Annotated in this window: 13 protein-coding genes and 2 tRNA genes; 7 read left to right on the top strand and 8 right to left on the bottom strand. The window is 72.6% G+C overall.

Annotated elements, in window-relative coordinates:
- Positions 1–189: 189 nt before the first annotated feature.
- Together ACIQFX_RS34520 and ACIQFX_RS34525 are read right to left on the bottom strand one after the other, a co-directional pair.
- Entirely contained in the window at positions 190–840 is a 651-nt protein-coding gene (locus ACIQFX_RS34520; RefSeq protein WP_402471458.1) for an alpha/beta family hydrolase, read from the bottom strand.
- Positions 841–902: 62 nt separating this feature from the next.
- Positions 903–1,718, bottom strand: coding sequence for an SOS response-associated peptidase (locus tag ACIQFX_RS34525; protein WP_402471460.1), 816 nt, complete (start codon positions 1,716–1,718; stop codon positions 903–905).
- Between the two features lie 49 nt (positions 1,719–1,767).
- Here ACIQFX_RS34525 and ACIQFX_RS34530 point away from each other — a divergent pair, with 49 nt between their 5' ends.
- The 4 genes from ACIQFX_RS34530 to ACIQFX_RS34545 all read left to right on the top strand — a co-directional run bounded on the left by ACIQFX_RS34530 (position 1,768) and on the right by ACIQFX_RS34545 (position 5,239).
- Positions 1,768–2,454, top strand: a complete 687-nt coding sequence (locus tag ACIQFX_RS34530; protein ID WP_402471463.1) for a M50 family metallopeptidase — start codon at positions 1,768–1,770, stop codon at positions 2,452–2,454.
- A 20-nt stretch (positions 2,455–2,474) separates the two neighbouring features.
- A complete protein-coding gene (aroA, locus tag ACIQFX_RS34535) occupies positions 2,475–3,806 on the top strand; it encodes a 3-phosphoshikimate 1-carboxyvinyltransferase (RefSeq protein WP_402471465.1) in 1,332 nt (443 codons plus the stop codon).
- Positions 3,807–3,809: 3 nt separating this feature from the next.
- Positions 3,810–4,823, top strand: a complete 1,014-nt coding sequence (gene rsgA / locus ACIQFX_RS34540) for a ribosome small subunit-dependent GTPase A (RefSeq protein ID WP_402471468.1) — start codon at positions 3,810–3,812, stop codon at positions 4,821–4,823.
- Between the two features lie 92 nt (positions 4,824–4,915).
- On the top strand, positions 4,916–5,239 hold the full coding sequence (locus tag ACIQFX_RS34545; protein WP_402471470.1) for a DMT family transporter: 324 nt from the start codon (positions 4,916–4,918) through the stop codon (positions 5,237–5,239).
- Here the strand turns inward: ACIQFX_RS34545 and ACIQFX_RS34550 are convergent.
- Positions 5,131–5,805 carry a TetR/AcrR family transcriptional regulator gene (locus tag ACIQFX_RS34550; RefSeq protein WP_402471618.1) on the bottom strand — a complete coding sequence of 225 codons (675 nt, stop codon included), beginning with the start codon at positions 5,803–5,805 and terminating at the stop codon, positions 5,131–5,133. The genes ACIQFX_RS34545 and ACIQFX_RS34550 overlap by 109 nt on opposite strands.
- A gap of 139 nt (positions 5,806–5,944) precedes the next feature.
- On the opposite strand from ACIQFX_RS34550, the gene hisN reads away from it, so the two are divergent.
- The gene (gene hisN / locus ACIQFX_RS34555; RefSeq protein WP_376487620.1) at positions 5,945–6,754 is read left to right on the top strand and encodes a histidinol-phosphatase; all 810 of its coding nucleotides are present in this window, start codon (positions 5,945–5,947) and stop codon (positions 6,752–6,754) included.
- Between the two features lie 138 nt (positions 6,755–6,892).
- A complete protein-coding gene (locus tag ACIQFX_RS34560) occupies positions 6,893–7,282 on the top strand; it encodes a cyclic nucleotide-binding/CBS domain-containing protein (protein ID WP_402471473.1) in 390 nt (129 codons plus the stop codon).
- A gap of 80 nt (positions 7,283–7,362) precedes the next feature.
- Here ACIQFX_RS34560 and ACIQFX_RS34565 read toward each other — a convergent pair whose 3' ends face one another.
- The gene (locus tag ACIQFX_RS34565) at positions 7,363–8,832 is read right to left on the bottom strand and encodes a catalase (protein ID WP_402471474.1); all 1,470 of its coding nucleotides are present in this window, start codon (positions 8,830–8,832) and stop codon (positions 7,363–7,365) included.
- 151 nt (positions 8,833–8,983) lie between these two features.
- On the opposite strand from ACIQFX_RS34565, the gene ACIQFX_RS34570 reads away from it, so the two are divergent.
- On the top strand, positions 8,984–9,403 hold the full coding sequence (locus tag ACIQFX_RS34570; RefSeq protein WP_150266252.1) for a Fur family transcriptional regulator: 420 nt from the start codon (positions 8,984–8,986) through the stop codon (positions 9,401–9,403).
- A 183-nt stretch (positions 9,404–9,586) separates the two neighbouring features.
- Here the strand turns inward: ACIQFX_RS34570 and ACIQFX_RS34575 are convergent.
- The 4 genes from ACIQFX_RS34575 to ACIQFX_RS34590 all read right to left on the bottom strand — a co-directional run bounded on the left by ACIQFX_RS34575 (position 9,587) and on the right by ACIQFX_RS34590 (position 14,919).
- Positions 9,587–9,660: transfer RNA gene (locus ACIQFX_RS34575), tRNA-Met, on the bottom strand.
- Between the two features lie 59 nt (positions 9,661–9,719).
- Positions 9,720–11,690 carry a sel1 repeat family protein gene (locus ACIQFX_RS34580; RefSeq protein WP_402471478.1) on the bottom strand — a complete coding sequence of 657 codons (1,971 nt, stop codon included), beginning with the start codon at positions 11,688–11,690 and terminating at the stop codon, positions 9,720–9,722.
- Positions 11,691–11,894: 204 nt separating this feature from the next.
- Positions 11,895–11,968: transfer RNA gene (locus ACIQFX_RS34585), tRNA-Met, on the bottom strand.
- Positions 11,969–12,012: 44 nt separating this feature from the next.
- Positions 12,013–14,919, bottom strand: a complete 2,907-nt coding sequence (locus ACIQFX_RS34590) for a UPF0182 family protein (protein ID WP_402471621.1) — start codon at positions 14,917–14,919, stop codon at positions 12,013–12,015.
- Between the last annotated feature and the right edge of the window lie 34 nt (positions 14,920–14,953).

Raw genomic sequence — 14,953 nt, forward strand, 5'->3', positions numbered from 1 at the left:
GCACTCCGCCCGCCGCCCGAATCGGGGCGGCCTTGGGCGCGGGCAGCACTGTCCAGTCGAGGTCAGCGGCCTGCGCGCGCTCCGGGCAGATGGTCGAACCCATGCGACGGACTCCCTCTTCCTTGCTCTCACACCGACGCACCGAACAACCACGGCCCCCCGTTCGGCATTCCCGGTTCCGGGCGGCGGTCAGCGGAGTCCCGCGATCCACCCGGCGACCCCGTCCACCAGCAGGGCGAGCGCCTCCTCCTGGCCGAGCGGCGCCCGCTTGGGCAGCGCGAAGCCGTGGTCCCCGTACGGGATCTCCACGAGCTCGTACGGCCCGTCCGGGTACTCCTCGGGCCGCCCGAAGGGGTCGTTGCCGCCCTGGACGACGAGGGTGGGCAGTCCGGTGCCGAGGAGCTCGTCGGCGCGGGAGCGCTCCGGCCTGCCCGGCGGGTGCAGCGGGAAGCTCAGCGCGAGGACGGCCGTGGCGCCCAGCTCCCGCCCGGTCCGGCAGACGACCCGGGCTCCGGCGCTGCGGCCGCCCGCGATCACCGGGAGGCCGGGCCGGGCGAGGGCGGGCCAGAGGGCGCGCCAGCCGGTGTCGAGGGTCTTCGGCGCGGGCGCGACCTTCTTGCCGGCGACCCGCCACGGCTGCTCGACGAGGGCGACGGTCACCCCGTGCGCGGGCAGCGCGCCCGCCAGCGCCTGGAGGTCGCGGGCCTCGACGCCGCCGCCCGCGCCGTGGCCGAGGGCGAGGACGGTCCACGGCCGCGTCCCCTCGTACCAGGTGACGCGCGCCTCCCCGGCGTCGGTGGAAACGGTCTCGCGCTCGTACGGTGTCACGTCCTTGGTCACGCCCCCATCCTGCCGTCCCGGGGGCGTCCCGGGGCGCTCACCGGAGGCGTCCCGGGGCGCGCTCAGAACAGCGTGCCGACCTCGGGCCCCGACAGCTCCTCCAGGAGCTCGGGGCCGTTGTTGCGGACGTTGCTGACGGCCGTGGCGACCGGGTAGGCCCGCATCAGGCCCTCCGGCGGCGGGGCGAGCAGGCTCCGCAGCTCCTCCGGGTCCGTGCGCGCCGGGTCGAGCCAGGCGTCCCAGCGCTCCTCCGTCAGCATCAGCGGCATCCGGGGGTGGATGTCGTGGAGCGAGCGCGGGCCCTCGGCCGGCGCCACGCCCAGCGGTCCGGTCTCGGCCTCGGTGGTGATCACCGAGCAGGTCGCCCACCAGGCGGACGGGTGCTCGGCGGGCAGCGAACCGTCCCGCCAGAACTCGTAGAGCCCCGCCATCGCGAAGACCGAGCCGTCGGCCGGGGTCACGAAGTACGGCTGCTTGCGCGGCCGCTTCTTCTTCCCCTCCACCTCCAGGTCGCGCTCCGCCGTGCCCGTCACCCACTCGTAGTAGCCGTCGGCGGGCAGGATGCACCGGCGGGACGTGAACGCGCGCCTGAAGGACGGCTTCTCGTGGACGGTCTCCGCCCGCGCGTTGATCATCCGGGCCGCGCCCTCCGGCGACTTCGCCCAGGACGGCACGAGTCCCCATCTCAGCGCGCGCAGCTGGCGAACCGGACGCGGGGATCCCGCGTCTTTCACAGGGCGTTCGAGGACCGCCCAGACCTGTTTGGTGGGCGCCACGTTCCAGTCGGGCGCCAGAGTCTCCTCCGGCTCCCACTTCTCCACCCCGAAGAGCCCGACGAGGTCCTCGGGCCGCCGACTCGATGCAAACCGTCCGCACATACGTGCCACACTGCCACGATCCGCACACCACCGAGGAGCCGTCCGCCAAATGACCGAAATCCTCGGCACCCAGCCCGCCCCCGACCAGTGGATCGTCTGGGTCACCGCCGCCTGCGCGCTGACCCTGGTCGTCTTCCGCACCCTGTGGCTGCCGGCCCGCAACGCGATCACGATCGCCCACGAGGGCGGCCACGGACTCGTCGCCCTCGCCACCGGCCGCCGCCTGGAGGCGATCCGGCTGCACTCGGACACCAGCGGGCTGACCGTGACCCGCGGCCGCCCGACCGGCGTCGGGGTGGTCCTCACCCTGGCCGCCGGATACCCGGCCGCCCCGCTGCTCGGCCTCGGCGGCGCCGCGCTGCTCGGCACCGGCCACGTCACGCTGCTGCTGTGGGCGGCGACCGCGCTGCTCCTCGCCCTGCTGGTGATGGTCCGCAACGCGTTCGGGATCCTCACCGTCGTCCTGACGGGCGCCGCCTTCCTCCTCGTCTCCTGGCTGACCGGCCCCGACGTCCAGTCGGTCTTCGCCTACGCGGTGGTGTGGTTCCTGCTCCTCGGCGGCGTCCGGCCGGCCTTCGAACTCCAGGCGAAGCGGCGCCGCGGCGGCGCCCCCGACTCGGACGCGGACCAGCTCGCGGGCCTCACCCACGTGCCCGCCGGGGTGTGGCTCCTCTTCTTCCACACCGTCTCGATCTGCTGCCTGATCGGCGGCTGCCGCTGGCTCGTGCGCTTCTGACACCCCCGTACAGTGAGGACATGACCGCAGCAGCTTCCGCGCACACCGACCCGCCCGCCGACCTCTGGCCCGCCCCGTACGCCCGCGGCGCCGTCGACGCGACCGTCACCGTGCCCGGATCGAAGTCGGTCACCAACCGGGCCCTGGTGCTCGCCGCGCTCGCCTCCGAGCCCGGCTGGCTGCGCCGCCCGCTGCGCTCCCGCGACACCCTCCTGATGGCCGAGGCGCTCCGCACCCTCGGCGTGAAGATCGAGGAGGGGGTGGGACCCGACGGGTCGGGCGAGGCCTGGCGGATCATCCCCTCGCCGCTGCGCGGCCCCGCGGCCGTCGACGTCGGCAACGCCGGCACGGTCATGCGCTTCCTGCCCCCGGTCGCGGCGCTCGCCGACGGCCCGGTGCGCTTCGACGGCGACCCCCGCTCCCACGAGCGCCCGCTGCACGGCGTCATCGACGCCCTCCGCGGGCTCGGCGCCCGGATCGACGACGACGGCCGGGGCGCGCTGCCCCTGACCGTGCACGGCGCCGGCGGCCTGGACGGCGGCACGGTCGAGATCGACGCCTCCTCGTCCTCCCAGTTCGTCAGCGCGCTGCTGCTGTCCGCGCCCCGCTTCAACCAGGGCGTCGAGGTGCGGCACGTGGGCGACCGGCTCCCCTCGCTCCCGCACATCCGGATGACCGTCGACATGCTGCGCGCGGTCGGCGCCAAGGTCGACGAGCCCGAGCACGGCGGCGAGCCGAACGTGTGGCGGGTGGCGCCCTCCGCGCTGCGCGGCCGGGACCTGGTCGTCGAGCCGGACCTGTCGAACGCGCAGCCGTTCCTGGCGGCCGCGCTGGTCACCGGCGGCCGGGTGACGATCCCCGACTGGCCGGAGCGGACCACCCAGCCGGGTGACGAGCTGCGCCGGATCTTCACCGAGATGGGTGGCTCCTGCGAGCTGACCGCCGCGGGCCTGACCTTCACCGGCACGGGCCGGATCCACGGCATCGACGTCGACCTCGGCGAGGTCGGCGAGCTGACCCCGGGCATCGCGGCGCTCGCGGCCCTCGCGGACTCCCCCTCCACCCTGCGCGGCGTGGCCCACCTGCGGCTCCACGAGACGGACCGCCTGGCGGCCCTGACCAAGGAGATCAACGGGCTGGGCGGCGACGTGACCGAGACCGAGGACGGTCTCCACATCCGCCCGCGCCCGCTGCGCGGCGGCGTCTTCCACACGTACCACGACCACCGCATGGCGACGGCGGGCGCGCTCATCGGCCTCGCGGTCGAGGGCGTGCTGATCGAGGACGTGGCGACGACGGCGAAGACCTTGCCGGACTTCCCGGGGATGTGGACCGAAATGCTCGGGGTCTGAGTCATGCGGCGTTACGGCAAGCACACCGACGAGGACGACATCCGCCAGCGGCCCAACCGCAAGGGCACCCGTCCCCGCACGACCATCCGCCCCAAGCACGAGGACGCCGTCGAGGGCATGGTCCTCACCGTGGACCGCGGCCGGCTGACCTGTCTGGTCGACGACCGGATCGTGACGGCGATGAAGGCGCGCGAACTGGGCCGCAAGGCCGCCGTGGTCGGCGACCGGGTCTCGATCGTCGGCGACCTCTCCGGCGAGAAGGACACCCTGGCCCGGATCGTGCGGATCGGCGAGCGCAGCTCGGTGCTCCGCCGCACGGCCGACGACGACGACCCGTACGAGCGGGTGGTCGTCGCCAACGCCGACCAGCTGGCGATCGTCACGGCGCTCGCCGACCCCGAGCCGCGGCCCCGGCTGATCGACCGCTGCCTGGTCGCCGCCTACGACGGCGGGCTCTCCCCGCTCCTCGTCCTGACCAAGTCGGACCTGGCGCCGCCGGACGCGCTCCTGGAGATGTACGGGGCGCTGGGCGTGCCGTACGTGGTCACCACCCGCGACGAGTTCGTCGACGGGGTGGCCGCCGAGCGGGTCCACGAGCACCTCAAGGGCCGGACGACCGCGTTCGTGGGCCACTCCGGCGTCGGCAAGACGACCCTGGTCAACGCCCTGGTCCCGCCGGAGCGGCGGCGTACGACCGGCGTGGTCAACGCGGTCACCGGCCGCGGCCGGCACACCACCACCTCGGCGCTCGCCCTGCCGCTCAACGACAAGGAGGGCGGCTGGGTCATCGACACCCCGGGCGTGCGCTCCTTCGGCCTGCACCACGTCGACCCGTCGCGGGTCATCCACGCCTTCCCCGACCTGGAGCCGGGCACGGAGAACTGCCCGCGCGCGTGCAGCCACGACGAGCCGGACTGCGCGCTCGACGCGTACGTGGCGGAGGGGCACGCCGATCCGGCGCGGCTGGTGTCGCTGCGGCGGCTGCTCGCGACCCGGGAGCGACGCGAAGGCGACTGAGCCCCCGGCGTTTGCGCCTGCTCGCAGCCGGTAAGTGCATAATCGCACCAAGTCCGACGAAGCAGTCACCGACGGCGTGGGAGGCACTGACGATGGCGTGGCTGCTGGTGGTGGTCGCGGGGCTCCTGGAGACGGGTTTCGCGGTCTGCCTGAAGCTCTCGCACGGTTTCACCCGGCTGTGGCCGACGATCGCCTTCGCGGTGTTCGCCCTCGGCAGCTTCGGCCTCCTCACCCTCGCGCTGCGGAAGCTGGACGTGGGCCCGGCGTACGCGGTGTGGACGGGGATCGGCGCCGCCGGGACGGCGATCTACGGCATGGTCTTCCTGGGCGACGTGGTCTCCACGCTCAAGATCGTCTCGATCAGCCTGGTCATCGCGGGGGTCATCGGGCTCCAGCTCTCCGGCTCGGCGCACTGACCCGCCCGCTCGCGGCTCCGCCCGTCCGGCCCGGCGCCCCCGGTGTCCATCGGCGGCGGTGCGACGACGTGGCTGAGCGCGATCCGTACGGCGAGTTCGCAGCCGGCCGCCCAGCGCTCCCCGGCGCAGGCCGCGGTCTGCGCCACGAGTTCGCCGGGCGCGGGCGGCCCGGCGTCGGCGCGCCGCTGGGCCGGTACGGGGGCGGGCCGGGCGCCGGGCCTGGCCGGCCGGGGTTCGGGCAGCCGCTCGTTCCAGGCGCCGGTGAGCAGGGCCCGCAGGAGCGGGCGGACGGCGGCCCTGGCGACGATCCACTCGGCGACGGCGACGACGTTCCGGCCGGGCGGGGCCGGGGCGGCGAGCAGCGCGCGGACGCCCTGGAGGTAGGTGTCGGCCTCCCGGCGCACCAGCGCGCGGGCGAGCCCCTCCTTGCTGCCGAACTCGTTGTAGAGCGTCTGCCGGGAGACCCGCGCGGCGGCGGCGAGGTCGGCCATGCGGATCGCGGACCAGGGCCGGTCGGTGAGCGCGGCCAGTGCGGCGTCGAGCAGGGCGTCGCGGGCGTGCGCCATCGTCACCTCCGGGAGGGAACGGTTCTCCGCCCAGCGTCGACAGCCGCCCACCCCCTGTCAAGGGGCTCGGGAGGGCCGGGCGCGGAGCCCCCGTGGACGGTTCTCCGCGCGTTCCCGCCGCGGGGATAGAGTGCCGACCATGGCCGATTACCACGATGATCTGCGTCTCGCCCACGTCCTCGCGGATGCCGCCGACGCGGCCACCATGGACCGATTCCAGGCACTCGACCTCCAGGTCGAGACCAAGCCGGACATGACCCCGGTGAGCGAGGCCGACAAGGCCGCGGAGGAGCTGATCCGCGGCCAGCTCCAGCGCGCCAGGCCCCGTGACGCGATCCTGGGCGAGGAGTACGGCGTGGAGGGCTCGGGCCCGCGCCGCTGGGTGATCGACCCGATCGACGGCACGAAGAACTACGTGCGCGGGGTGCCCGTCTGGGCGACCCTGATCGCGTTGATGGAGGCCGGGGAGACCGGCTTCCAGCCCGTCGTCGGCGTGGTGTCGGCCCCGGCGCTCGGCCGTCGCTGGTGGGCCGCGAAGGGCAGCGGCGCGTACACGGGCCGCAGCCTCGCCTCGGCGACCCGGCTCGGGGTGTCGAAGGTCGCGTCCCTGGAGGACGCCTCCTTCGCGTACTCCTCGATCAGCGGCTGGGAGGAGCAGGGCCGGCTCGACGGCTTCCTGGACCTCACGCGCGCGTGCTGGCGGACCCGCGCGTACGGCGACTTCTGGCCGTACATGATGGTCGCCGAGGGCTCCGTGGACATCTGCGCCGAACCGGAGCTCTCCCTGTGGGACATGGCCGCGGTGGCGATCGTGGTCCAGGAGGCCGGCGGCACCTACACCGGCCTGGACGGGCGGCACGGCCCCCACAGCGGCAACGCCGCGGCGTCCAACGGCCTCCTCCACGGCGAGCTCCTGAGCTACCTCAACCAGCAGGCCGCGCAGGACTGATCGCGCCGCCGCACCACCGGGGGCGCCTCGCGCGCCCCCTTGTCGGCCTTCTCCCCCGGTGCCACTCTGAGAGTCCCCCCACTTGTGAACTTGTGAATCCCTTCTTCTTGAAGGTTCACCAAGGAGGTGGCTCCGTCCATGCTCGTCCGTGACGCCATGAGCACCGTGGTCCTCACCATCGGCCCCGCACACACCCTCCGACAGGCGGCCCGGCTGATGTCGGCGCGCCGCGTCGGCGCGGCCGTCGTCCTCGACACCGACGCCGGCGGGCTCGGGATCCTCACCGAGCGCGACATCCTCAACTCCCTCGCCCTGGACCAGGATCCCGACCTCGAGACCGCGGGCTCCCACACCACGCGCGACGTCGTCTTCGCCGCGCCGACCTGGACCCTGGCCGAGGCCGCCGAGGCCATGACGCACGGCGGCTTCCGCCACCTGGTGGTCCTCGACGACCGGGGGCCGGTCGGCATCGTCTCCGTCCGCGACATCATCCGCTGCTGGATCCCGGTGCACAGCGTGGCCGGGTGAGCGGGCCCGCCGGATGACACGAGAGCGGGCCGGGTCCCCGTACGGAGATCCGGCCCGCCCTCTGCCTACGGCAAGCGCCCTCAGCCGCGCAGGGCCTGGACCGCGGCGTCGAGCCGCTTGCCGAAGTCACCGTCCGCCTGGCGGAAGTTGTCGATCGCCCGCTCGGCGATGTCGTCGCGGGAGACCTTGGCGATGAAGCCGGCCAGGTTCGCGACCAGGCGGCCCTTCTCGTCCTCCGACATCAGGCGGTAGAGGTTGCCCGCCTGGACGAAGTCGCCGTCCTCGGCGTGCGAGGGAGCGGCGTGGTCGCCGGTGACGCCGGACACGGCGGTCGGCTGCCACAGCGGCCGGTCCGTCTGGTGCGGGCCGCCGAAGCTGTTCGGCTCGTAGTTCTTCGCGCCCTTGTGGCGGCCGTCGTAGAGGTGGCCGTCACGCGAGTGGGTGCGCGCCTCGGTGGCGTGCGGGCGGTTCACCGGCAGGTGGTCGGCGTTGATGCCGACGCGGTAGCGGTGGGCGTCGCCGTAGGCGAAGAGGCGGCCCTGGAGCATCTTGTCCGGCGACGGGCCGATGCCGGGCACGAAGTGCGCCGGGGAGAAGATGGACTGCTCGACCTCGGCGAAGATGTTCTCCGGGTTGCGGTTGAGCTCCAGCTTGCCGATCTCGATCGGCGGGTAGTCCTCGTGCGGCCACACCTTGGTGAGGTCGAACGGGTTGAAGCGGTAGTTCGCCGCGTCCGCCGCGGGCATGATCTGGACCTGCACGGTCCAGGTCGGGAAGTCGCCGCGCTCGATGGCCTCGCGCAGGTCGCGCTGGTGCGAGTCCGGGTCCTCGCCGGCGAGGCGATTGGCCTCGTCCTGGGTGAGGTTCTTGATGCCCTGGTCGGTCTTGAAGTGGTACTTGACCCAGAAGACCTCGCCGGCCTCGTTGTTCCACTGGAACGTGTGCGAGCCGTAGCCGTTCATGTGGCGGTACGAGGCGGGGATGCCGCGGTCGCCGAAGAGCCACGTGACCTGGTGGGTCGACTCCGGGGAGAGGCCCCAGAAGTCCCAGACGTTGTCCGCCTCCTGCGAGCCCGAGTAGGGGTCGCGCTTCTGGGTGTGGATGAAGTCGGGGAACTTGATGGCGTCCTTGATGAAGAACACCGGGGTGTTGTTGCCGACGAGGTCGTAGTTGCCCTCCTCGGTGTAGAACTTCAGCGCCCAGCCGCGGGGGTCGCGCACCGCGTCGGCCGCGCCGAGGTTGCCCGCGACGGTGGAGAAGCGCAGGAAGGTCTCGGTCTCCTTGCCGACCTCGGAGAGGAACTTGGCACGCGTCCACTGCGAGACGTCGCGGGTGAGCGTGAAGGTGCCGTAGGCGCCCGCGCCGCGCGCGTGGACCACGCGCTCCGGGATGCGCTCGCGGTTGAAGTGGGCGAGCTTCTCCAGCAGGAGCTGGTCCTGGACGAGGACCGGACCGCCGACGCCCGCCGTCTCGCTGTTCTGGTTGTCGGCGACCGGCGCGCCGGCCTCCGTGGTGAGCGGTCCCTGCGTCACGTGCGCCTCCTGCGTCATTACTGCGAGTCCTGTCCGTCGGCCCGGAGCCCTGTCGAGACCCTTGGCCAATGCCGGTTTCGATCCTACAATGGACAATGTCTAAGTCAAGTGAACTTCCAAAGTCACACCCGTTCGGGAATCCGTTCCCCCGGCTGTTAGGCTGGCCCTCATGAGTGACCTGTTGGAACGACTGCGCGGACGCGGCTGGCGGATGACCGCGCAGCGGCGTGTCGTGGCCGAAGTCCTCGACGGGGACCATGTGCACCTGACCGCCGACGAGGTCCACGCACGTGCCGTGACGAGGCTGCCCGAGATCTCGCGCGCGACCGTCTACAACACGCTGGGCGAGATGGTCACCCTCGGTGAGGTCATCGAGGTCGCGACCGACGGACGCGCCAAGCGGTACGACCCCAACGCCCACCGGCCGCACCAGCACCTGGTCTGCGGCCGGTGCGGTGCCATCCGCGACGTGCACCCGGCCGGCGACCCGATGGCCGACCTCCCGGACACCGAGCGCTTCGGCTTCACGATCTCGAACGTCGAGGTCACCTACCGCGGCATCTGCCCCAGCTGCGCCACCACCGCCTGACACACGCACGAAGGAAGCCCCCGCCGCGGCGGGGGCTTCCTTCGTGTCCGCACGCCGCACGCGCGGCAGGCGCACACGCAGGCCGCACGCACGCCGCACGCCCCCGCGTGCAGACGCGAACGCGCACACACGACGAAGGCCCGGATCCGATGTGATCGGATCCGGGCCTTCGTTGCTACTGAGTAGCGGGGACAGGATTTGAACCTGCGACCTCTGGGTTATGAGCCCAGCGAGCTACCGAGCTGCTCCACCCCGCGTCGGTGAACCCAACCTTACGGGTCCCCCGTCACCAGCGCAAATTCATTACGGCGAAGCGCTACGCGGTGAGCTCCTGGTGCAGCGCCTCGCTGAGCCGGGCCGCCCGCTCGGCGACCTCGGCCGGGCCCAGCTCCACCGCGCGGGCGCACCAGTGGCGGCCCTCCGTGAGCTCGCCGCGGCGCGCCGCGAGCAGCGCGAGCCGGAGCGCGGCGCGGCCGTGGCCGGCCCGGGCGGCCCGGGTCCACCAGAGGGCGGCCTCCCGCTCGCTGCCCTCGCGGGCGAGGAGCAGGCCGAGGTTGAAGGCGCCGTTGCGGCTGCCCGCCTCCGCCGCCTCGCGATACCAGCGGTCGGCCTCGGCGAGGTCGCCGCGCCCGGCGGCCAGCATCCCGACCCGCACCTGGGCGCGGCGGTGCCCCTGCTGGGCGGCCCGCTCGTACCACTCCTCGCACTCGGACTTCTCCTCGCGGGGCGCGCCGAGCACGGCGGGGCCGGGCTCGGGGCGACGCGCGTCGAGTACCGAGGCGAGCCGGAAGGCGGCCTCGGCGCTGCCGCCGCCGGCCGCGCAGCGCAGGTGCCGCTCGGCGGTCCGCTCGTCGCCGTCCCGGAGCGCGGCGATGCCGACCTGGAGGGCGGCCTCGGTGTGCCCGGCGGCGGCGGCCCGCTCGTACCAGACCAGGGCCGTGCGGTCGTCGTCGCGGCCGGCGTGGAGGATGCCCAGGTTGAAGGCGGCGTCCACGCTGCCGGCTTCGGCGGCCTTGGAGAACCAGGGCTCGGCGCCGTTGGCGTCGCCGGCCTGGAGCAGCAGGACGGCGAGCGCGTTGGCGGCCTCGCGGTGGCCCGCGTAGGCGGCCCGGCGGTACCACTGCTCGGCCTGCGGGATGCGGTCCTGGGCGGCGCAGAGCAGCCCGAGGTTGTAGGCGCCGTTGACGTCGCCGGCGTCCATGGCGGCCCTGTACCAGCGCTCGGCGGTCTGCTGCTCGCCCCGGGCGGCGTGCAGGGCGCCCAGGGCGTTGGCGGCGTTGCCGTCGCCGTCCTGGGCGGCGCGCAGCCACCACACGGCGGCGCTCTCCTCGTCGCCCGCGTCGCGCAGCAGGAAGCCGAGGGCGCAGGCGGCCTTGGCCTCGCCCTCCTTGGCGGAGCTGAGGTACCAGCGGCCGGCCTCCTTGAGCTCGCCGCGGTGCTCCAGGATCGCGCCGAGGTGCAGCGCGGCCCGCCGGTGTCCGCGCGCGGCGGCCTGCCGGAACCACTGCTCGGCCTCGGTCGGCTCTCCCCCGGGCTCGCCGACGGCCGGCCCCGCCGGAGGGGCTCCGGCGACCGCGTCGGGGCCCGCGCCCGCGGGCACCCGGAGGCGGGTGCCGGTCTCGTGCGGGCCGCGGACGGTCTCGGTGGCGCGGCGCTCCAGGGCGAGGGCGAGCCGGTAGGCCGCCTCGCGGTGGCCCTGTTCGGCGGCGGCGCGCAGCCAGCGCTCGGCGCCGACGTCGCTGCGGTGCTCCAGGAGGTCGGCGAGGGCGTAGGCGCCGAGGGCGTGGCCCTGTTCGGCGGCCTGGCGGAGCCAGTACTCGGCGGCCGGCTCGTCGCCGCGCTCGCGGTGGTGGCGGCCGAGCGCGTGGGCGGCGGGCGCGGAGCCGGCGACGGCGGCGACCCGCCACCAGCCGGCGGCCTCCTCGGCGTACCCGCGCTGGTGCAGCAGGACGCCGAGGTTGTTGGCGGCGGCCCGGTCGCCCTCGGCCGTGGCGCCACGCAGGTAGGGCTCGGCGCCGTCGAGGTCGCCTCGGCGCAGCAGCAGCGCGCCGAGGGCGCTCATCGCGGGGAGGTCGCCCCGCTCGGCGGCACGCCGGTGCCGGGCCTCGGTCTCGGTCTCGGTCTCGTTCTCGGCGTCCGTGGTGCCGGCGCCGGTCGTGGCGGTGGTGTCGACGACCGCATCGACGGCTCCTACTGCCTCGATGATCTCGTCCGCGGCGTTTCTGGCGTGCCGCTGCACAAACCGCCCTGTCTCCAACAGAGTTGCCCTGTCCCCCATAAATACCATCGTCGCACCACCCGCAACCCGAGCACACCTGGTATACCGCAGCCAGTGAGGTCACTCAGCGTTTTGTCGACATGCCCACAGAGAGACAAGTCAAACACGCCTCACGCCAACTCGCCCCTTCCCTACCGCTCTTCGGCACCCCCCGGCACGCCGACACACGACAAGGGCCCGGATCCTTATGGATCCGGGCCCTTGTCCTCTGAGTAGCGGGGACAGGATTTGAACCTGCGACCTCTGGGTTATGAGCCCAGCGAGCTACCGAGCTGCTCCACCCCGCGTCGGTGAACCAACAGTATCACGACGCGGAGTGGAAACCCTCAGGTCAGCCGCCCGACGGGCTCGTCTTGAGCTTCGCCCCGGCGTCCGCGGCCCGCTGGAGGGCCTCCTGCAGGTCCTCCTGCGCCTTGCCGTACGCGGTCCAGTCGCCCTTCTGCAGGGCGGCCTCGCCGGCGTCGTACGCCTTCTGGGCGTCGGAGATCGCCTGCTGGAGCGCGGCGTCGTTCGACGCCGGCGGCGGGGTGGTGGTCCCGGGCGGCTTGGTGGTGCCCGGCGGGGTCGTCGGCGGGGTCGGCGCCTCCACTCCGAAGACCGCGTTGAGCGCCGCGGTGAGGTTGTCCTCGAACACCGTGGTGTCCTTGGTCGTGTCGCCGTCCGGCTGGTCCGCGTCCACGTACGACACCGCGACCTTCTTCAGGAGCGGGTACAGCGCGTTGCGTCCCTGGGCGTACACCGGCTCCACGTACAGGAAGCCGCCGTCGAGCGGGACGGTCAGCAGGTTGCCGTACTGGATGTCCGAGTCGGCGCCCTTCATGTCCCGGACGAAGGTGGCCACGGAGGGCAGACCGTTGAGCTTGCTCTGCACCTGCGCCGGGCCGGGCACGTCCTCGGTGACCCGCAGCAGCCTCAGCCTGCCGTACTCCTTGCTGGTGGCGTCGGCGTCGACGGCCATGAACGCCCCCAGGTTGGGCCGCCCGTTCGGCGTGAACGTCGTCGTCAGCGAGAAGCGCTGCGCCGTGTCCCCGGGCATCTTCATGCTCAGGTAGTACGGCGGGACCGCGTTGCCGTCCTTGTTGGTCGGGTCGTCCGGCACCTGCCAGGCGTCCGAGCCGCTGTAGAACTGCGCGGGGTCGGTGACGTGGTAGCGGGTCAGCAGCTCGCGCTGGACCTTGAACATGTCCTGCGGGTAGCGCAGGTGCCCCATCAGGTCGCCCTCGATGGCGGACTTCGGCTTGACCGTGTCCGGGAAGGCCTTCATCCAGGTCTTCAGGACCGGGTCCTGGGTGTCCCACTCGTAGAGGTTCACCGTGCCGTCGTAGGCGTCGACGGTGGCCTTCACCGAGTTGCGGATGTAGTTGACCTGGTTCTGCTGGGCGACGACCGTGCGCTGCTGGTTGCCGACGGTCAGCGAGTCGGCCGTGGTGTCGCCGAGCGTGGTGCGCGAGGCGTACGGGTAGCCGTTGGTCGTCGTGTAGGCGTCGACGATCCACTGGATCCGGCCGTCGACGACCGCCGGGTAGGCGTCGCCGTCGATGGTCAGCCACGGCGCGACGGCCTCGACGCGCTCCTTGGGCGTGCGGTTGTAGAGGATCCGCGAGCCCTCGCCGATGGCACCCGAGTAGAGGATCTGCGGCTCGCTGAAGGCCACCGCGTACGCGGCGCGGTTGAAGGTGCTGGAGAGGCTGACGCCGCTCTTCTCCTTGTAGCTGGTGGTCTTCTCGCCGGTCTCCTCGTAGTCCAGCTCCTTCTGCGGGCCGCCCACGATCGAGTACTGGTCGGTCTTCTCGCCGTAGTAGATCCGCTGCTGGTAGGTGCCGAGCGAGCCGGTCGTCGGCAGTCCGGACTCGGTGAAGACCGGGGAGCCGTTGGCGTCCGTCTGCGTACCCGAGGCCATGATCGCGCCGTAGCCGTGGGTGTAGGTGAAGTGGTCGTTGATCCAGTTCCGCTTCGGGATGCCCTTGATGTTGAGCTCACGCAGGCCGACGACGGTGTCCTTGCCCTGGTAGCGGTCCACGTCCAGGGTCGTCGGGAACTGGTAGTACTTCCGCTTCTGCTCCAGCTGCTGGAACGTCGGCGACACGATGTTCGGGTCGAGGATGCGGTAGGCGGCCGCCGTGTCGGCGTCCGTGCGCAGCTGGTCCTTGGCCTTGACCGTCGACTTGCCCGAGTAGTTCTCGGGCTTCGTCGAGTCGATCGCGTACGCCTTGCGGGTCGCGTCGATGTTCTTCTGGATGTACGGCGCTTCCTTGGCCTGCTCGTTCGGCTGGACCTGGAACTTCTGCACGATGGCCGGGTAGAGGCCGCCGATCAGGATCGCGGAGAGGACCATCAGACCGAAGCCGATCACCGGCAGCTGCCAGGTGCGGCGCCAGAGCGTCGCGAAGAACAGCACGGCGCAGATCGCGGCGATGCAGAACAGGATCGTCTTCGCCGGCAGGTACGCGTTGGCGTCGACGTACCGCAGGCCCGTCCAGTTGCCGGTCGCCTTGAAGTCGCTGGACTTCACCGCCAGGCCGTACCGGTCGAGCCAGTACGCCACGGCCTTCAGCGACACGAAGACGCCGAGGAGCACCGAGAGGTGGCCGGTGGCGGCGGCGGTCGCGCGGGCACCGGGGCTGGTGATCCGCAGTCCGCCGTACAGGTAGTGGGTGAGCGCGGCGGCGATCAGCGACAGGACGGCGGCGCCGAAGCCGAAGGCGAGGAGGAAGCGGTACCAGGGCAGGTCGAACGCGTAGAACGACACGTCGAGGTCGAACTGCGGGTCCTTCTGCCCGAACTCCACCCCGTTGACCCACATCAGCCAGGTCCGCCACTGCCCGGAGGCGGAGGCGCCGGCGATCAGGGCCACCAGGGCGGTGACCGCGAGGAGCACCCACTTCTTGAACGGGGCGAGACCCATCCGGTAGCGGTCGAGGCTCTGCTGCTCCAGGGACATCGCGCTGAGCGGCGGCCGCAGGCGGTACGCCAGCCAGATGTTCAGGCCGACGGCGAGCCCCATGAGCAGACCGAACACCGCGAAGAGACCGATCTTGGTCCACAGCGTGGTCGTGAACACGGACGAGTACTTGACCGAGCGGTACCAGAGCCAGTCCGTCCAGAACCCGGCGAACATGACGAACGCCATGGCCAGGACGGCCAGCACGCCGAGCGTCATGAGCAGGGTACGGGCCCGCCGGGACGGCCGGCCGACTCTCATCCTTGGCCCGGACGGGCTCCCGCCGCGGTCCGGCATCTGGAAAGCCAACGTGCGCCCCTCGATGTTGATG

The sequence above is a fragment of the Streptomyces sp. NPDC093089 genome, from assembly GCF_044754405.1.
Taxonomy (GTDB): Bacteria; Actinomycetota; Actinomycetes; order Streptomycetales; family Streptomycetaceae; genus Streptomyces.

Excerpts from the sequence above, each read along its gene's own strand:
- ACIQFX_RS34525 (WP_402471460.1), bottom strand. The coding sequence starts at position 1,718 with ATGTGCGGACGGTTTGCATCGAGTCGGCGGCCCGAGGACCTCGTCGGG.
- ACIQFX_RS34530 (WP_402471463.1), top strand. The coding sequence starts at position 1,768 with ATGACCGAAATCCTCGGCACCCAGCCCGCCCCCGACCAGTGGATCGTC.
- aroA (WP_402471465.1), top strand. The coding sequence starts at position 2,475 with ATGACCGCAGCAGCTTCCGCGCACACCGACCCGCCCGCCGACCTCTGG.
- rsgA (WP_402471468.1), top strand. The coding sequence starts at position 3,810 with ATGCGGCGTTACGGCAAGCACACCGACGAGGACGACATCCGCCAGCGG.
- ACIQFX_RS34545 (WP_402471470.1), top strand. The coding sequence starts at position 4,916 with ATGGCGTGGCTGCTGGTGGTGGTCGCGGGGCTCCTGGAGACGGGTTTC.
- ACIQFX_RS34550 (WP_402471618.1), bottom strand. The coding sequence starts at position 5,805 with ATGGCGCACGCCCGCGACGCCCTGCTCGACGCCGCACTGGCCGCGCTC.
- hisN (WP_376487620.1), top strand. The coding sequence starts at position 5,945 with ATGGCCGATTACCACGATGATCTGCGTCTCGCCCACGTCCTCGCGGAT.
- ACIQFX_RS34560 (WP_402471473.1), top strand. The coding sequence starts at position 6,893 with ATGCTCGTCCGTGACGCCATGAGCACCGTGGTCCTCACCATCGGCCCC.
- ACIQFX_RS34565 (WP_402471474.1), bottom strand. The coding sequence starts at position 8,832 with ATGACGCAGGAGGCGCACGTGACGCAGGGACCGCTCACCACGGAGGCC.
- ACIQFX_RS34570 (WP_150266252.1), top strand. The coding sequence starts at position 8,984 with ATGAGTGACCTGTTGGAACGACTGCGCGGACGCGGCTGGCGGATGACC.
- ACIQFX_RS34580 (WP_402471478.1), bottom strand. The coding sequence starts at position 11,690 with ATGGTATTTATGGGGGACAGGGCAACTCTGTTGGAGACAGGGCGGTTT.
- ACIQFX_RS34590 (WP_402471621.1), bottom strand. The coding sequence starts at position 14,919 with ATGCCGGACCGCGGCGGGAGCCCGTCCGGGCCAAGGATGAGAGTCGGC.